This window comes from Fundicoccus ignavus (assembly GCF_009659375.1).
Lineage (GTDB): Bacteria > Bacillota > Bacilli > Lactobacillales > Aerococcaceae > Fundicoccus > Fundicoccus ignavus.
This window is the reverse complement of the sequence record NZ_WJQT01000022.1, coordinates 1-17889: the sequence shown is the minus strand read 5'-3', so window position 1 is coordinate 17889 and position 17889 is coordinate 1. Positions and strand designations below refer to the sequence as shown.

General features: G+C 34.5%; 18 protein-coding genes. 14 read left to right on the top strand and 4 right to left on the bottom strand.

The annotated features are described in order from the left end of the window. Positions 1-17 precede the first annotated feature (17 nt). The 6 genes from GF867_RS11460 to GF867_RS11435 all read left to right on the top strand — a co-directional run bounded on the left by GF867_RS11460 (position 18) and on the right by GF867_RS11435 (position 6224). Entirely contained in the window at positions 18-626 is a 609-nt protein-coding gene (locus tag GF867_RS11460; RefSeq protein ID WP_153833249.1) for an alpha/beta hydrolase, read from the top strand. A 518-nt stretch (positions 627-1144) separates the two neighbouring features. Next, positions 1145-2344 (top strand): arginine deiminase, encoded by a 1200-nt coding sequence (locus GF867_RS11455; RefSeq protein WP_153833248.1) that lies wholly within the window; start codon positions 1145-1147, stop codon positions 2342-2344. A gap of 21 nt (positions 2345-2365) precedes the next feature. After that, positions 2366-3370, top strand: a complete 1005-nt coding sequence (gene argF / locus GF867_RS11450) for an ornithine carbamoyltransferase (RefSeq protein ID WP_153833247.1) — start codon at positions 2366-2368, stop codon at positions 3368-3370. Positions 3371-3389: 19 nt separating this feature from the next. Further along, positions 3390-3899, top strand: a complete 510-nt coding sequence (locus tag GF867_RS11445) for a methylated-DNA--[protein]-cysteine S-methyltransferase (protein ID WP_172974018.1) — start codon at positions 3390-3392, stop codon at positions 3897-3899. A gap of 386 nt (positions 3900-4285) precedes the next feature. Then, entirely contained in the window at positions 4286-5068 is a 783-nt protein-coding gene (locus tag GF867_RS11440; RefSeq protein ID WP_153833245.1) for a hypothetical protein, read from the top strand. A gap of 22 nt (positions 5069-5090) precedes the next feature. Continuing rightward, positions 5091-6224, top strand: a complete 1134-nt coding sequence (locus GF867_RS11435; RefSeq protein ID WP_153833244.1) for an alpha/beta fold hydrolase — start codon at positions 5091-5093, stop codon at positions 6222-6224. A 71-nt stretch (positions 6225-6295) separates the two neighbouring features. Here the strand turns inward: GF867_RS11435 and GF867_RS11430 are convergent, their stop codons facing one another. Next, positions 6296-7141, bottom strand: coding sequence for a DegV family protein (locus GF867_RS11430; RefSeq protein ID WP_153833243.1), 846 nt, complete (start codon positions 7139-7141; stop codon positions 6296-6298). 762 nt (positions 7142-7903) lie between these two features. Here GF867_RS11430 and GF867_RS11425 point away from each other — a divergent pair. The 5 genes from GF867_RS11425 to GF867_RS11405 all read left to right on the top strand — a co-directional run bounded on the left by GF867_RS11425 (position 7904) and on the right by GF867_RS11405 (position 12250). Continuing rightward, positions 7904-8536 carry a CDP-alcohol phosphatidyltransferase family protein gene (locus GF867_RS11425; RefSeq protein WP_153833242.1) on the top strand — a complete coding sequence of 211 codons (633 nt, stop codon included), beginning with the start codon at positions 7904-7906 and terminating at the stop codon, positions 8534-8536. A 114-nt stretch (positions 8537-8650) separates the two neighbouring features. After that, on the top strand, positions 8651-10075 hold the full coding sequence (locus tag GF867_RS11420; protein WP_153833241.1) for a bifunctional metallophosphatase/5'-nucleotidase: 1425 nt from the start codon (positions 8651-8653) through the stop codon (positions 10073-10075). A gap of 3 nt (positions 10076-10078) precedes the next feature. Continuing rightward, positions 10079-10828 (top strand): YutD family protein, encoded by a 750-nt coding sequence (locus tag GF867_RS11415; protein WP_153833240.1) that lies wholly within the window; start codon positions 10079-10081, stop codon positions 10826-10828. Beyond that, entirely contained in the window at positions 10818-11627 is an 810-nt protein-coding gene (locus tag GF867_RS11410) for a TIGR01457 family HAD-type hydrolase (protein ID WP_253940819.1), read from the top strand. The genes GF867_RS11415 and GF867_RS11410 overlap by 11 nt, the downstream gene beginning before the upstream one ends. After that, positions 11627-12250, top strand: coding sequence for a TIGR01906 family membrane protein (locus GF867_RS11405; protein ID WP_153833238.1), 624 nt, complete (start codon positions 11627-11629; stop codon positions 12248-12250). The genes GF867_RS11410 and GF867_RS11405 overlap by 1 nt, the downstream gene beginning before the upstream one ends. Before the next feature lie 64 nt (positions 12251-12314). Here the strand turns inward: GF867_RS11405 and GF867_RS11400 are convergent, their stop codons facing one another. The 3 genes from GF867_RS11400 to GF867_RS11390 all read right to left on the bottom strand — a co-directional run bounded on the left by GF867_RS11400 (position 12315) and on the right by GF867_RS11390 (position 14496). Continuing rightward, positions 12315-12836 carry a phosphatidylglycerophosphatase A family protein gene (locus GF867_RS11400; RefSeq protein ID WP_153833237.1) on the bottom strand — a complete coding sequence of 174 codons (522 nt, stop codon included), beginning with the start codon at positions 12834-12836 and terminating at the stop codon, positions 12315-12317. A 4-nt stretch (positions 12837-12840) separates the two neighbouring features. After that, positions 12841-13836 (bottom strand): NAD(P)/FAD-dependent oxidoreductase, encoded by a 996-nt coding sequence (locus tag GF867_RS11395; RefSeq protein WP_153833272.1) that lies wholly within the window; start codon positions 13834-13836, stop codon positions 12841-12843. Positions 13837-13980: 144 nt separating this feature from the next. Further along, entirely contained in the window at positions 13981-14496 is a 516-nt protein-coding gene (locus GF867_RS11390) for a divergent PAP2 family protein (RefSeq protein ID WP_153833236.1), read from the bottom strand. A 165-nt stretch (positions 14497-14661) separates the two neighbouring features. Here GF867_RS11390 and GF867_RS11385 point away from each other — a divergent pair, with 165 nt between their 5' ends. The 3 genes from GF867_RS11385 to GF867_RS11375 are packed head-to-tail and all read left to right on the top strand — an operon-like array spanning position 14662 to position 17066. Continuing rightward, positions 14662-15246 (top strand): peptidylprolyl isomerase, encoded by a 585-nt coding sequence (locus GF867_RS11385; RefSeq protein ID WP_153833235.1) that lies wholly within the window; start codon positions 14662-14664, stop codon positions 15244-15246. A 25-nt stretch (positions 15247-15271) separates the two neighbouring features. Continuing rightward, a complete protein-coding gene (locus tag GF867_RS11380) occupies positions 15272-15673 on the top strand; it encodes a CvfD/Ygs/GSP13 family RNA-binding post-transcriptional regulator (protein ID WP_153833234.1) in 402 nt (133 codons plus the stop codon). A gap of 46 nt (positions 15674-15719) precedes the next feature. After that, the gene (locus tag GF867_RS11375) at positions 15720-17066 is read left to right on the top strand and encodes a glucose-6-phosphate isomerase (protein WP_153833233.1); all 1347 of its coding nucleotides are present in this window, start codon (positions 15720-15722) and stop codon (positions 17064-17066) included. Positions 17067-17889: the final 823 nt, after the last annotated feature.

The window sequence follows — 17889 nt, the reverse complement described above, 5'->3', positions numbered from 1 at the left end:
AAAAAGGAGTTAGATTCATGAAATATATTTATAATCCCGGTAAAGAAGGAATGCCAATATTTATTACTTTGCATGGGACTGGCGGTGACGAGACTAACCTTTTACCTGTTGCTGAAGTGTTAAATCCTGATTTTGGCGCGATTGGTATTAGAGGTAATGTAATAGAGAACGGGATGAATCGCTATTTCAAGCGCAAGGCAGAAGGCGTATATGATATGGAAGATTTAGCAATTCGTGGTCAAGAATTAAAGAAATTTATTCTTGAACTTGCGGATAAATATAACTTTTCTACAGAACAAGTTATATTATTAGGTTTCTCCAACGGATCAAACATCGCCATTAATCTATTATTACAGGATGATAATCCGTTTAAATACGCAATGTTATTAGCGCCAATGTACCCTGTTGAAATAGAAGAAAGCAAAGATTTGAGCAACTTAGAAATCTTTCTTTCAATGGGAGAACATGATCCAATTGTTCCATTAAGTGAAAGCGAACGTGTCATCAATATCTTTAAAAATCAAGGAGCAACTGTTCAAGGATTATGGGTGAATAGTCATGAAATTAATCCTCAGGTTATTCTCGCAGGTAAAAATTGGTTAAAAGAGTTAAAGCTAAATCCATAATTTAAGCATAATTAAACTGGAATACACTATAATTAGTGTGTTTCAGTTTTTTTATAGTATAAGAGATTATAATCTTTATGCTGATTTACCAAGCTTTGTACTTCGCTCAGCTGATTGTTTTCCAAGGCGGAGGTCGCTTCCAAAGCTTCACTGACGTTCGTGCTTTTAACGCTCAAGGGGTTAGGTTCCGTCTAATTTGCTTTACTCCTAATAAGCCGATTATCCTTCGGACCGTTCTGGAAAACAAGACGTTGAGCTACTTTTAGTATTTCAATAAAAGTATCGTTGTATTTTAAGATAAATCTGCTAAACCGAATTTAATGGTCTTGAACTCGTCTGAGGATTTATATAGAAGATTTAAGTTGTGAGCACTTAAGCGTCGCTTTACGGTTTAAAAAGAATTATTAAAAAAGAAATTCAAATTTTTTAAATTTTGAAAACTTATTAGTTTTAGATGAGAAAACATTATGATATCATGAGATAAATTAGTAAGAGGATTAGTCAGAAAGGAAGATTCGATGCGCTTGAACTTAATTAATGTGAAATCAGAAATTAGTCCGTTAAAAACGGTTGTATTGCATCGACCAGGTAAGGAATTGGAAAACTTAATTCCTGATGATTTAAATGAATTATTATTTGATGACATCCCATTTCTAGAAGATGCTCAATCAGAGCATGATGCATTTACTAAACTCCTAGAAGACGTTGGTGTAGAAGTTTTATTTTTAGATCAATTGGTAGCTGAAGCGATTGATGCAAGCAATGTACGAGAACAATTTATAAAAGAATGGCTTTCAGAAGCTAGTGTCAATAATAAAGTAAACGAAGACCAAATAGTTTCTATTTTAATGAATATAACGGATACTAAGCAAATGGTTAATAAAACGATGGAAGGCTTCAGACGAACCGAGATAAGCACAAGCAATCGAGAGCGATTACCTGCATATTTTATTGTGAACCCTATGCCGAATCTGTATTTTACTCGCGATCCTTTTGCATCACTGGGTAACGGTATAGTAGTTAGTCGTATGTTTTCAGAAACACGAAGGAGAGAGACAATTTATGGTGACTATATTTTTAGATATCATCCTCGCTTTGTTTCTGATGATCTTCCGAAGTATTATAGTCGAAATGAAAAAGCATCAATAGAAGGTGGGGACATTTTGGTGCTATCGGAAGAAGTATTAGCAATCGGACTATCTCAAAGAACTGAATTGGCAAGTGTTCGTACCCTCGCAAAAGAATTATTTAGTAAAAGCTCTTTTAGAAAAATTATTCTGTTCGAAATAAGTGATAAGCGTCAGTTTATGCATTTAGATACTGTATTTACAATGGTTGATGTCAATAAGTTTGTTATTCATCCGGAAATAGAAGAGAATTTAAAATTGTATTTGCTAGAATATTCATCTGAATCGGAATTGAAGCGGTTAGATGAATCAAAATTAGAAGACATATTGGAAGAGTTGTTAAATGTATCGAATATTTCCTTGATACGTGCTGGTGGCAATGATGAGATTGCTGCAATGCGCGAACAATGGAATGACGGGGCTAATATGTTAGCAATAGCACCAGGGGAAGTAGTTGTTTACCATCGTAATGTTGTGACTAATCAAAAATTAATAGAGGCAGGTATAAAATTGCATATTTTGAAATGCAGTGAATTAGTACGTGGACGCGGAGGTCCACGCTGCATGAGTATGCCATTATGGAGAAATTAAATAATTAGGAGATGTGATAAGATGTTTCAAGGTCGTAACTTTATAAAAATTCAAGACTTTAGCCAGAAAGAAATCGAATATTTAATTGATTTTGCAATTCATTTAAAAAAATTAAAAGAATCTAGAATTCCGCATGAATATTTAAAAGGACAGAATATAGCGCTATTGTTTGATAAAACATCTACTCGTACCCGTGCTTCGTTTGTAGTAGCAGCTAATGATTTGGGTGCTAAAGTAGAATTTTTAGGCCCCAGTGATATTCAATTAGGAAAAAAAGAAACAGTTAAGGACAGCGCAGTAGTTTTTGGTAGTATGTTTGATGGAATAGAATACCGTGTTTCAAGTCAAAGTGATGTAGAAGAAATGGCTGAGTTTGCTGGTGTACCTGTATGGAATGGTATGACAGATCTATGGCATCCGATGCAGATGCTTGCCGATTATATGACCATTAAAGAAGAATTTGGGAAATTATCAGGTCTAAAACTTACTTATGTGGGAGATGGGCGTAATAATGTAGCGCGAAGTTTATTAATCACGGGTGCATTATTAGGAGTTAATGTTTCAATAGCAAGCCCAGAAGAGTTGTTCCCTAGCGAAGACGTAGTAGAGGAAGCATTAGAATTGGCTTCAGTGTCGGGTGCAATTATTGAAATAACAACGAATGCAAGCAAAGCTGTCACAAATGCGAATGTAATTTATACAGACGTTTGGGTGTCAATGGGTGAAGAAAGTCAATTTGAAGAAAGAATTCGCTTATTAAAACCATACCAAGTTAATCGAGCGTTGATTGAGAAAGCGAGTGACCATGTTATCTTTATGCACTGTTTACCTGCTTTCCATGACAATAAAACAACCATTTCTCAAATGACATTGACCCAATATGGTTTGGCAGAGATGGAAGCAACAGATGAAGTCTTTAATGGGACTTGGGCAAGACAATTCCCCCAAGCAGAAAATAGATTGCATACAGCAAAAGCAGTAATGGCTGCTACAAATGGAAATTTATTCATACCAACAATTGATTAGTAATGAGAGGATCTTGAAAATGAGGACAGTGCTTTATGGTGGTATTACACACAATCATTCAGTTCCAGTAATTGTGAGTGAAAAAGGCCTAGTTTATATTGGCTCGTTTAACGAATCGCTACAAGAAGCTAAATTATTTGTTGATAGTAAAGGTTTGTTTACGTTTCAAGAGAAATCACCTTTACTTAATCGAGCATTAGAAGAACTTGATGAGTATTTGGATGGAATAAGAAATGAATTTAGTACCGCGATTGATTTTCAATGGGGTACTCCTTTTCAACAATTGGTGTGGTCTGAATTATTAAAAGTACCATATGGCAATTCAAGTAATTATTCTGAAATCGCGATAGCTATCGGTCGTCCTAAGGCAGTTCGTGCTGTTGGGACAGCAATTGGTAATAATCCTATCTCGATTATAGTGCCTTGTCATCGAATTTTAACGAAAAGTGGTCACTTAGGTGGCTATAGCGGAGGCCTTTCGATGAAAGAGACTTTATTAAAAACAGAAAGTATTTCTTATAAAGCCTGAGGAATAAGCAGTGAGCTGAAAATGCTTGCTGCTTTTTTTAAAATAAAGGTTTATAAGTTTTATACTGAGAAATCAACTTTGATATGCTCAGTTTATTGTTTTCAAGGTGGTGGTCGCTTTGCACATAGTCAGAGCAAGCTACGCCGATTGCGATTTATACCACTTTGGCAACTCTTCACAGGGAGCTACGCATGTTCAACTAAAATACACGATTAACATTAAGCAAAGAAGCCAAAATATTCTAAAAGAGCTTCGGACAAAGTGCGATTTTTTTATGCGCTTTTCTTTCGAAATATAAAGAAACAAAACTTTAATTATTTAAACCACTGTATTCAAATTGAATATGATAAACTAGAGAAGTATTAAACAAGTAAAGGATTGTTTCGATGAAAGAAAAATTACCTATCAGTTTTTATTTTAAATTGATGTTTATTATCATAACTTTAATGTATGCTTACATAACTCATAGACCTTTAATTGATGCAACTTTAATGAATGAAAATTTATCAGCGATGGAATCCGTGAATGTAATTTTGCAAGGTGTATTGGGAATGGAAGGAAGCTCGAGTCAAGATAAACCATTAGTAAGCCCACTAGACCTTGTATCAAAACCAGGTAATACTGAACCTCAATTGATTTCAGAAGAAATAAAAAGCTTAGCGAATTACCAAATTGCAGCTGAACGAGCTAATCAGTTTAATCAACAGTTTGATGGTGAAGCTTTAAATTATTTACTGAATGAAAGAATCAATACTTATCGAAGTGATATAAACGCTTCGACTATGGGAGTTGGGCACCATTTACAAGAAGGAACTTGGAACCGTACAGAAGAACTTAGTTTATATCATTATCTAGGCTCATCTACAATTGAAGGAACTGCTTTTTATAGCTTATTTCCTGAGATACCTGAATCGCAATATCGCTTAGGAGAAAATCTATACGAATTATACATTGCGGCTGATGATATTCATTTAGAAACTTGGTCCAATCCTGACATATTAGCTGATTATGTTTATAGTATCTTTCAAGATAGTTTGGAATCCGATCTTTATCAAACTTACCAAAGCGCGTATGCTTGGGTTCAAGCAGAAGCAAGTGACTATAATGTTTCAGAGACGGCCTATGTTCGGCTTGTAGTTGTTTTGATATTAGATACGAATCTCAACTAAATCATTAAAAAAGGAGAATATTATGTTAAAAAAAATCGCTAAAACAACAGCAAAAATTGGACTCGCAACTATCGGAGGATTAGCTGTTTATAATACAAAGTATAATAAGAAGTATCCCCTAGTGAACGAAAATCACGCTGAACAACCACTGAGTTTGGAGGGGGAGATTGCTAATATCGATTGGATAGTTGAAGAGAATTATACGGAAATGATGACAAATAAAGTAGAACCTTTCTTAAAGAAAAGAGTAGAGGTAGGCAGATTAGACCGAGGCGACTATACATTAGCTTATGAAAAATTTTTACTCCCACATCCAATCGCAAATGTTATTATTGTTCACGGTTTTAATGAGTATAAAGAGAAGTTTCATGAAGTTGTTTATTACTTTTTACAAAAAAATATTCAAGTTTTTATCTATGATCAAAGAGGGCACGGAATGTCTAAATTATCCGAACAACAGACTCAGATTGATTCACAGAATTTTAATGAATATGTTTTAGACTTGAAAGCTATGATTGATGAAGTCGTTAAACCTTCGATTTTGAAAGAAGATAAATTATTTATTTTCTCACATTCAATGGGTGGTGCTGTGACAACTTCTTTTATTGAGCAATTTGAGGGAATGGTAGATGGTGTTATTTTAAATACGCCAATGTTTTTAATAGATACTGGAAAAGTTCCGCGTTCTTTTACTTATCTGTTTAGTAAACAAATGGCAAAACTAGGTTGGGGTCGGGAATACATCCCAACAACTGAAGCATTTGATAGTGAAAGACATACGCACTATGATAATGAAATAGAAAACTCAATTTCTAATTCACAAATTCGAGAAGCTTACCATCATGATGTAAACGTTCGTTTGCACAAAGTACCAACTAGAGGTGGCAGTTTCAATTGGCTAAAAACAGCATTTGATACAACGCACGCGATTCTAAAACCAGACAGATTGAAACGTATTAAACAGCCGGTTTTATTAATAAGAGCTGGGCGTGACACGATGGTTCAAAAAGAAGGGATATTTACAGCCGCAACTTATTTACCAAACGTAGAACAGATTCTAATTGCTGAAAGTAAGCATCAAACTTATCTTGATCATGATCCGGAATTGAAGATTTACATAAGTAAAGTATTAGAATTTATTCAACAAAACGCATAATAACGCCAAAAAATAAAACACGACGATAAGTTACTGCATTTGTCAACTTATCGTCGTGTTTTTGCTTACTTTTATATTGTTTGGTATCCAATAATTAAACCTTTTCTTTGAGCATAAAAACTACATAAGCCACTCATTTGTAGAATTGTAATCTCAGTCTGTGGAAACTTTTCTAGAAGTGCTGCTTTTACAGCTTCGGCTGTTTCAAGGTTCGCTGCGTGAGTAATTTCTAAATCGCCACCGCGATAACCATTTGAAACAAGTTCATCAATTAAAGTGCGCATTGCACGTTTGTTACCTTTTGATTTGTGCGCCAGCTCAATTCTACCTTCATCAGTTCGACGGCCAACCAGTCGAATGCCTAGTAAACCAATCATTTGACCAACAATTTTATTTACTCGTCCATTTTTTACTAAGTTGTCAACCGACTCTAGCAAAAATGCAACGGTTGTATTAGCGTGGTAGGCTTTTAGTTGACTCACTAATTCATCAAACTCTAAACCTTGATTAGCTAATTCAGCTGCTTTGCGTACTAAAAGGTTCATTTCAGCCCCAGCTGAAAGAGAATCGAAAACAAAAATATTTGCATCAGGATTATTTTCTAGGATTAGATCTCGGCCTAAAGAAGCACTATTATAGCTACCAGATAAGTTGGAAGATAATGTAAATACTATAACATTATCTGCGCCTTTATATGTCTCAGCATATGCATTTGGAGCGGGGCATGCGCTTGATGACGCACTTGCTTCACCTTCCATTGCATCCATTAAAGAACCAAGGTCAACATTTTCGTCATCGACGTAAACTTTATTACCAATGTTGAGCATCAATGGCACGGATTCAAATGCCACATCATCATTTAAATGATCAATTTTTCTGATATCAGATCCTGAATCAGTCACTATTTTCCATTTCATATTTAACACCTCTTTGGGTTTTTAGTCAAAATAATCTTTACTTGTAGCTCTCATTACATGCCATGAGATAATTATAACACATAATTCAATTGTCGTAAGCATTTACACACAGTTCCTTTGTTTGTTTTAGATAAATGTATAAGGAAGTAATTAGTATGAATCGTCAATTTTACGGTATAAGAGATAATAATTTTAGAGGTGATTTGCATCTTTGCTTTGTTCGTTGAGTTGATTTTTCAAGGAGTAGGTCGCTTTCAAATCCTCATTGAATTTCGTGCTTTTCTAACTCAAGCGATGGAGGTTGAGTTGTTGTAACAGTACCAATTTTAAAAACCAGCACGGTAAGTTACGAGAAATAGTTTAATTAAAAAAACTAAGACTTGCACAAGAGCATCCTAAAGAACGACTTTTTTGGATAAAGAAGTCATAATGATTTCAATAACTCTAATGAGGATCAATACTTTTATAAAGAGGGCGGTATAACCCAATTATATCCAAATGATTGAAATTTGTATCAACTAGGTTTCTAATTTGCTTGTTAAATAATTTAATGCCTAATATTGTGTTGAAAATTATCATCTATGGATAAAAAACGAATCAAGTTCAGTAAATTTGATGATTTTTATAATTTGAAGGTCTATCTTGGTTACAGTTATGTTAAAGATGATGAATTGAGTAGGAAACGCTTGCGTAAAGCGGTTAAAAGAGAGTAGAATGAAAGTGTGAATATAAAAAGTTAGTTATATAGAAAGGGTGGATCACATGTTTCTTGGAAATCTACATCAATCGAATATTATTATTTTATTAAGATTATTCTTTGGGGCAGTAGGAGTTGGCTTTGCTGTCATAAATGAAACACAGTATGCATTGGTATCTTTAATCATATCAGCAATCATTGGTATCTTTACATTTCGATTAGGGGCTACTTATGAACAAGATGAAGCTCAAGTGTCGTTTGCATTAGAGTTAGATGTTTTAGCAGATATGATTGTTTATGGCCTATTGCCTGCAGTACTATTAGTACAATTAACTTTCCAGTCTGTATGGGGAGTATTCATTATGGCTCTTTATTTACTCGCAGTGGCTATTCGCTTGGCTCACTTTAATCGTTCAGAACAATTTTTAGGAGAAATGCCGGATAACGCCTATAAAGGTTTACCGTTACAAGCGTCAGCAGTAGTATTACCATTAATTTCATTACTAGGCTATACGATGAGCTTAACTATCTTTCAATATATTTTTGCCTTAGTAGTTGTTGCTTTGGCAGGGGGGTATATCATTACTTATCCAATTCCTAAGATACCTAATAAATACATATTACCTTTGGCTGGAGTTGGAATCTTAGCTATTGTCTTATTAATTGTACTAGGATCACTCATTACAGCATCAGTATAGTATTCCTTTAAAAGGCTTTATTCACCTTACGTGAATAAAGCCTTATTTTTCTCTATGTTAATGAAATCGTCGTGAATTTTGATATAATATAACAAACGAAGGGGGCGCTCAAGGATGAAGTTAAATATCATACATACCAATGATTTACACGGTCATTTAGAGAACTGGCCGATTATTAAACAATACTTAAACCTTCAGAAACAATTTTTTATAGAGAAAAGAGCGCCCTTTTTACTAGTTGATATAGGGGATGCGTTGGATACTGTTCATCCGATGGTAGAAGCAACGGAGGGAATGATTATGGTCGACCTCTTTAATGAAGTTGGTTATGATGTGGTTACGATAGGGAACAATGAAGGGTTGAACTTTACTAATAATCAATTATCCTATTTGTATTCCCAGTCTCGTTATGAAGTAGCCTTAGCAAACTTGTTAGATAGTCGTACTTATAATTATCCTAAATGGGCTAGTTCAATAGTTTATCGAGATTTTGAAGATTTGCGAATTGCGTTAATAGGCTTGACGGCACCTTATGCAACTTATACACTGAATCAGTATGAATTGATTGATCCTTATGATGCCTTAGAACAACAATTACGGAGTATTCAAAATTCAAGTCGCAACGTTGATGTAGTGATCGTATTATCTCACTTAGGGTTAAAAGATGATCGATTAATAGCGGCAAAATATCCCCAAATCGATTTAATTATAGGTGGGCATACACACCATGTTTTACAAGATGGAGAGGTAGTTAAGCAAGCTACCATAGCTGCTGCGGGACGTTATGGGGAGTATGTTGGTCTGATTGAACTGGAAATTCCTGATAAGCAAATTGGCAAGCTTTGGCGTAAAACCAAACGAAGGATAGATATTAATTGTCACCTCGCAACGATCGAACAATTGAGAGACTTAACTGAAATTCCCATTTCAGATAGTTATGAATTGCGAGGCCGGCAAATGTTAAAGAGTCAAAAGTTGGCAGAATTACCACATTTATATACTGCTAATCGAAGTGAGGGAGAGAATTCTTTTATTCAATTAGCATTAGATGCAATTTGTGACAAAACGAGTACCACACTTGGTGTTTTAAGTACGGGTTTATTCCTATCTGATTTACCCAAAGGGATTGTAACTCAAAATGATTTGCACGAAGCTTTACCGCATTCGATGCATTTAATTGTCATGACTTTTCGAGGGGAACACTTAATTGAAATGGTTGAAGAGATGAAGTCTCAAGAAGAAGACTTACGTCACAGATTAATAAATGGAATGGGTTTTCGTGGCAAAATATTTGGCGAAATTATTTTTAGAGGAATTGAATTTAACTCAAAAACTCAAGAGTGGTATGCAGAAGGAAAAGCTATTGTTGCAGATAGAACATATCGAGTAGCAGCGGTGGACCATTATTGGTTTGTTCCGTTCTTTTCTACAATAGCTACTTACGGATCACCGGAGTTATTATTTCCGGATTTTCTACGTCATATTGTATCGAATTATATTCAAAACAAATATCCAATAACAACAGTTGGAAAGGATTAATAAATGACTAAACAAGAAGAAAATAAAATGTCGCATCAATTAGAATCAATATTAACTGATATTGCGACAGATAATTTAGATATTAATAAAGATATTCACCAAATTGATGAGCAGCATATTCAAATCAAAAATCAAGTTTATCAACTTGTTGTAGATTATCGAGAGGGATTTAAACTAGAAGCTTTTGAACAACGTTATCAAGAGTATTTTGAAAAGTTTGACTTTATAGTTGGAGACTGGGGTTACGAACAATTACGTTTGAGAGGTTTTTACCAAGTTAATCAAAGGAAAGTGCCACGTGATCAACAAATTAACTTTTTAGATGATTATTTAAAAGAATATTGTAATTTTGGCTGTCAGTATTTTGTTATTGCAAAAGATTCAGCTTTAGAAAAGTACCAACAATATTTAGAGAGAAGTCAGAATATGGCTGTTCCATTAGCTGAAGTGGTACCTACTAATAATAGTCAGGTATCAACTAAAAAGGCGGAATTCACTTCAAGTTCCCGTCGTCGTAAACGGAATAATCGACCAAGAAATTCAAATGATCAGAATAAAACGACAAGTAAAGAAGAGTTTCAAATTCGAAATCAAGCTAATCAGCAAAATAATACCAAGACAGAACAAAAACAAGTAGTTAAACGCGTGAATGTTGGCAAATCGAATGATTCTAATTCACAGGCACAATCTAATAAGAGACAAACACGTAGTAAGAAATCATTTGTGATTAAGAAGAAAACGGATGGGAAATAAAGTGGAAGTTGCTAGGAGTGAAGAGTTGAAGAAATATAAAGGTTACCTAATTGATCTAGATGGTACAACATATTATGGAACAAGACGTATTCCCAGCGCAGAAACATTTATCCACCGATTAAATCAACGTAATGATGCGTATGTGTTTTTAACTAATAATGCAACACGGACACCACAAGAAATTGTGAACCATTTAAAAAATGATTACGACTTGCCGGTATCACAAGAGAATGTATATTCATCAACTGAGGCTTTGTTGAGCTATATGAAAGAAAATTTTCGAGATAAAAATATTTTTGTAGTTGGGGAAAGAGCACTACACCATCAAGTAAAACAAGCTGGCTTTAGAATTGTGAATGATGCTCAAGCTGATGTTGTAGTACAAGGTCTGAATCGCCAAACAAATTATGAAGAATTAGCTACTGCAGCTATGGCGATTCGTAATGGAGCTGCTTTTTTAGTGACAAATGCCGATCAAACTATACCAACTGAAAAGGGAATAATGCCTAGTTCAGGTGCAATAACAGCGTTCTTAGAAGTTGCTTCCGGTAAACAAGCATTAGTAGCTGGTAAGCCTAATCCTTTAATTGTCGAAGCTGCTTTGAAGAAATTGAAATTGAGTGCGAACGAAGTGTTGTTAATTGGAGATAAATACGAAACGGATATTTTAGCTGGATTAAAGGCTGGAGTAGATACATTGCTAGTTTTAACTGGTGTTACACAAGCTGAGGAAGTAGCTCAATTACCTACTCCTCCAACATATGTACTAAATGATTTGTCAGAGTGGGAGTTTAATTAATGGTAATATTTTATTTGAAGCAATTTTTTGCGACAATGTTGTTTATTTTTACGAGTTTAACATTGGCGATATCAGGAGTGATTGTCACATCGCCTATCTTCTATAGCTTAGCAATTAAATGGTTTGATTTGAGTGCTGTGTCTGGTTTGAGCCATGAACAATTGATGGAGAATTATAATGTATTGATTTCATATTTAGTTAATCCAGCAATTGAAGCATTAGAGATGCCTTACTTTAGTAGCTCAGAAAATGGTTTATTCCATTTTGAAGAAGTTAAATTTTTATTCTTAATGTGTTTCGTAGTTGCGATTGTAGGAGTCATAGCAAGTGTTATCACAATACTATGGATACATAAGCAAAAGCTTCAGCCTTGGATGGGAAGATGGTTTATCATAGCGATTGCTTTTCCTCTAATTCTTTTGTTTCTAATAGTAGTTGCTTTTGATCAGGTTTTTCTTTTGTTCCATCAAATATTGTTTAGAAATGATTTATGGTTATTTAGTCCTGTAACTGATCCTGTGATTACGGTTCTGCCGGAAAGCTTATTTATGATTTTATTTGTAGTTGCCATATTGATTTATGAAGTGATTATCTACCTTACACGGTTTACTGTATTTATATGAACCGTCAAGTAAACGAAAAAAGAGATAGGCCACATTGGCTTATCTCTTTTTCGTTCTTAAACGCCTAACGGCTCAAATCTTCTAATTGAGGCTGAGCGTGTGCAATTCTACTTGCAGCTGCTGCAGCTAAAGCTCCCACAATATCATCAATAAATGTATTGCAACAATTGCTTTTCTCATCGTTTAACTTCCCTATAATTCCTGGTTTTATTTTATCTACGTAACCGAAATTAGTTAAACCAATCGAGCCATAAACATTGACGATACTGAGACATAGTATTTCATCAATACCATATAATCCTTCATCTCTCATTAACAAGTCACTTAAAACAGGAGATAAATGGCCACTTTCTGCGGCAATATCTAACTCAATGCCGGTAATTACAGCATTCTGTACTTCTCGTTTGTCTAATACTTTTTCTACGTTATGTAAACACATTTCATGAGTTAAGTCATCAACATAGCTTTTTTGTAAATCGAACACAATGTCCGAGATATCTTTTAATTCAACACCGCGATCATTTAATAATTTAATCGCATGATTGCGTAATATATTTTGTTTCAATAATTTTTCATTCGGACTCATAATATTATTCTCCTTCAAATAAACTTGTACTGTGAACGGACGGGGTAGTATTCTCTGGATCGATGTAGAGTAGAGCGTTATTAATTGCTTGTGGTGCTTCACCAAAACCAGATGCAATAATTTTGACCTTACCAGGATATTCCGCAATATCACCAATTGCATAAACGCCTGGAATATTTGTTTCTAATTGCTGATTTACAAGAATCGCATTACGTTTGGTTTCTAAGCCCCAAGACTTTATTTTACCTATTGAAGTTGAGAAACCATAATTGACGATAAAATTATCAACCTCAAGTTCCAAATAATTGTCAGTACGACTTTCATTAAGGATGATTTTATTTAGTTTGCTCTCATCACCCTCAATATTTGACGGAACATAAGGGGTAAGAATTTCAATCGAGGAGTCTTCCATCAGTTTTACGCTATGCTCTAAAGCGCGAAACTTGTTGCGACGATGAATGATGTATACTTTTTTCGCAATGGGCTCTAAAGTTAACGCCCAATCAACAGCAGAATCACCACCACCACAAACTGCTACCACTTTATCTCTAAACTGCTCTAAATTATTAACATAGTAATGTAAATTACTATGCTCATATTTTTTTGAGTCTTCAAGATTTAATCGACGAGGTTGGAATGCTCCGTTACCTGCAGCGATAATAATTGAACGTGAGTAATGGATTGTTGAAGTAGTCTCAATTTCAAAATAAGGCACATCAACTTCTGGCTCAAATCTATCAATTCGAAGTGCTTCTTCACCTAAACAGAAACTAGTGTTAAAACGCTCGAGTTGTTTAATTAAGTTTTCTGTAAGTTCTTGTCCAGAAATCGCTGGATAAGCAGGAATATCATAAATTAATTTCTCGGCGTAAAGATGCCCAGGTTGGCCACCCAAATTTTCTAAACTATCAATCACTTTTATTTTAGCTTGACGCATACCAGCATAGAAAGCAGCAAATAGCCCAACGGGACCGCCACCAATGATGGTAATATCGTACATCTCTTCATGGGAAATCAATGTATCACTCTTTCTGTCGTTAATTACGAAAAGTACTTGTTTGAATTATAACAAGTTTTTTCACTGCTGCAAAATATTATTAAAAAATTTACAAAAAAAAGCTACCATTGGTAGCTTTAGTAGAATTTAATTAAAAATCATTCGGCAGACAAAGGCTACAATTCCTCCGGTCATAATGCCACCTATAACTTCTGTAGGTTTATGCCCTAAATATTTTTTTATAATCATATGTTCATAATCTTCAATGTCATATTGGTTTAATACAGGATTTTCCTTGTAGGATTCTTCTGACGTTGAGTTATACTGATTAACTTGTTGATTTAATTCTTGTAGATGTTTCTTTGCAAGTATATCAAGCACAATACCTTGTTCGCCACTTTGACGGCGAACACCCATCGAGTCAAACATAACAATCACACCAAAGATAGTTGCGATTGCAACATGTGGAGATGAAAAACCATATTCAAAAATAAGAGCAGTGATTAAACTCGTAACAGCAGCTGAGTGAGAACTTGGCATACCACCCGTTGAAGTAACAATATCTATCTCTGCACCTTTTTTATTAAAAAGGAAAGAGATGGGATATTTGATTAGTTGTGTAAAGAAGATTGCAATAAAAGCCGTGACTAGTGGTAAGTTCATACTGAATCATTATCCTTCTATATAAATTTTATTTGATGTAAATCAATCATATCAAAAATAAAGCGCGATAACTATTAAAATCTTTTTACTTTTAGTGTAAAATGTAAATGAGTGTTTATTTTTCAATGAACCTACTATAAAAAAAGAATAGGAGCATACAACAATATGGAACAATTTCCACAATTAAACCTAAGTAATGTAGAGTCAACAGTTGTAGTACATACTAATAAAGGTGATATTGAGCTAGTTTTATTTGAAGAATTAGTACCGAAAACAGTAGCTAACTTCGTTGGATTAGCGAAAAAAGGCTATTACGATGGCATTATTTTCCACCGTGTTATTAAAGATTTTATGATTCAAGGAGGAGACCCAACTGGATCAGGAATGGGTGGAGAAAGTATTTATGGAGAATCATTTGAAGATGAGTTTACTCCATTGTTATTCAACCTATATGGATCATTATCAATGGCAAATGCTGGACCAAATACTAACGGAAGCCAATTCTTTATCGTAACTGCACCTAACGTACCCGCACAAATGTTAAGTCAATTAAAAGGTGCAGGGTTCCCTGAACCAATTATTGAAGCTTATGCTGAAAATGGCGGAACTCCATGGTTAGATCAAAAACATACAGTTTTTGGGCACGTAGTTAAAGGGATGGAAGTAGTTGAAGCCATTCAGAATACACCTACTGGCTTTATGGATAAACCACAAGAAGAAATTCTGATTGAAAGCATTACTGTAAAATAATTTTCACTTAAAAGGAGAATCAATAATGACTACAAATTTTAAGATTGGCGACATTATTGAAGGTGAAGTAACAGGTATTCAGAACTATGGTGTTTTCATAAGTCTATCAGATACTGAACAGGGACTTATTCATATCTCGGAATGCCGTCATGGTTATATGACTGAAATTGATGACTTTGTAAAAATTGGTCAAAAATTAAAAGTAATGATCATTGATATTGATGAATTCACAAATAAGATAAGTTTATCAATGCGCGTATTACAAAAGTTGAATACACCTCCTTTTCCCGCACGTTCTAAACGTCGTCGAAAACGTTACACACCCAATATCGGATTTAGCAGCTTAGCTAAAAAATTGCCGCACTGGATTGATGAAGCGCTAAAGGAAATAGAACAAGACGATTTTACAGATAAAGTAAGAGTTTAAAATGTATTGAAATATTATTAAGATAAATAATGAGGAGTGAACACAAATGGAAAAATTGACATTTGACTATTCAAAAGCAACACCATTTTATCGTGAACATGAATTAACTCAATTAGCACCTTATATTGAATTAGCACATAAACAACTACATGAAAAAACAGGTGCAGGAAGTGACTTTGTTGATTGGGTAGATTTACCAGAGAATTATGACAAAGAAGAATTCGCAGCAATTAAAGCAGCTTCAGAAAAAATCCGTCAAGATTCAGAAGTTTTGATTGTAATTGGAATAGGTGGCTCATATTTAGGTGCACGTGCTGCAATCGAGTTTTTAAACAACTCTTTTTATAATATTCATAAGGGACAAAAAGGCAATCCACAAGTTTTCTTTGCAGGAAACAGCATTAGCTCTACATATCTTCAAGACTTAGTAGAGTTAGTTGGAGACCGTGACTTCTCTATTAATATGATTTCTAAATCAGGTACAACAACAGAACCAGCAATCGCATTCCGAGTTTTTAAAGAGATCCTAATCAAAAAATATGGTCACGAAGAAGCGGTTAAACGTATTTATGCTACAACAGATAAAGCTCGTGGTGCCTTGAAGGGTGAAGCAGATACAGAAGGTTATGAAACTTTTGTTATTCCAGATGGAGTAGGTGGACGCTTTACTGTATTAACAGCAGTAGGCTTATTACCAATTGCTGTAGCTGGGGGTAACATTGATAAGTTAATGGAAGGTGCAGCTTTTGCAATGAACAACTATAGTTCATCTAAACTTGAAGAAAACGAAGCTTATCAATATGCCGCTTTAAGAACAATGTTATACCGTAAAGGTAGAGATGTTGAGATTTTAGCGAATTACGAGCCTTCATTACAATACTTTGGTGAGTGGTGGAAACAATTATTCGGAGAATCTGAAGGTAAAGATAGTAAGGGGATCTTCCCTGCAAGTGCAAACTTTTCTACAGACTTACATTCAATCGGGCAAAGTATTCAAGATGGAACACGTAACTTATTCGAGACTGTAGTGAATGTAGAAAAACCAAGACATGAAATGACAATTCCAGCAATGGCAGAAGATTTAGACGGGTTACAATATTTAGAAGGTCAAACGATTGATTTTGTAAATAAAAAAGCTTTCCAAGGGACTCTGTTAGCACACACAGATGGGAATGTACCTAACTTACTAGTTAACATACCTGCTATGGATGAGCATTCATTAGGTCAATTAATCTACTTCTTTGAAAAAGCAGTTGCGATTTCAGGTTATCTAAATGGCGTAAATCCATTTGATCAACCAGGAGTAGAAGACTACAAACGCAATATGTTTGCATTGTTAGGTAAGCCAGGATTCGAAGAGCTTGCTGCAGAACTAAACTCACGTTTACAATAATCTAAAACGAAAGAACCGCTTTTGCGGTTCTTTTTAAATATAAAGTAAAGAAAATATTAAAAAAAGCTAAAACGGTTGTTATGTTAGCGTTTTCATGTTATTATAAAGATGCAGGAGAGGTAGAATACTTCTTCGTGTGGTAGTGAGGATACTAAGTAGTACTGACGGATATATATGAAGTGAAAGTTAGATTTAGAGTGTCAAGATTTAAAATTTAAGTTGATATAGATTCTGATGAAAAGGAAAGTATATCAAGAATTAGAACCAAGACAGTTTTGAATTAACAAAAATAAACTCCGTAGCATTACAGTAAGAAATAAATCAGTACTACTATATGAAGGTATTTTCACGGAAGTTAAATAGATGAAAAGGAGTGAAGGTTCGGGTACATATGACTATTTGAGTCACACAAAAGATCATCTATTTAATCGAGGAGAGTCTCTGATTTTAGAGGCTCTCTTTTAATATTTAAAATTTTTTAAGAAAAAACAAAAAAATGTTTGACACATAATCATAATCCATGTTATATTATTTCTTGTCGTCACGAGGCGACACAAACTAAACAAAATCTTCTGTCTAAGTGACATGCGAAACGGTTGAAAACTTTTAAAAAAAGTTGTTGACACGAAACTAAAGACCATGTTATGATAAAGACCTTGCAATTACGAAAACAAGCACGCAAGAGAGGTAGTTGAGAAAAAAACTTTTTAAAGAATTTTTGAAAAGTGCTTGACATAAATAAGCAACTCATGCTACTATATAGAAGTTGTCACGAAGCGAAACGAAGCGTTTCCAATCGGACAAAGCTCATTGAAAACTGAAC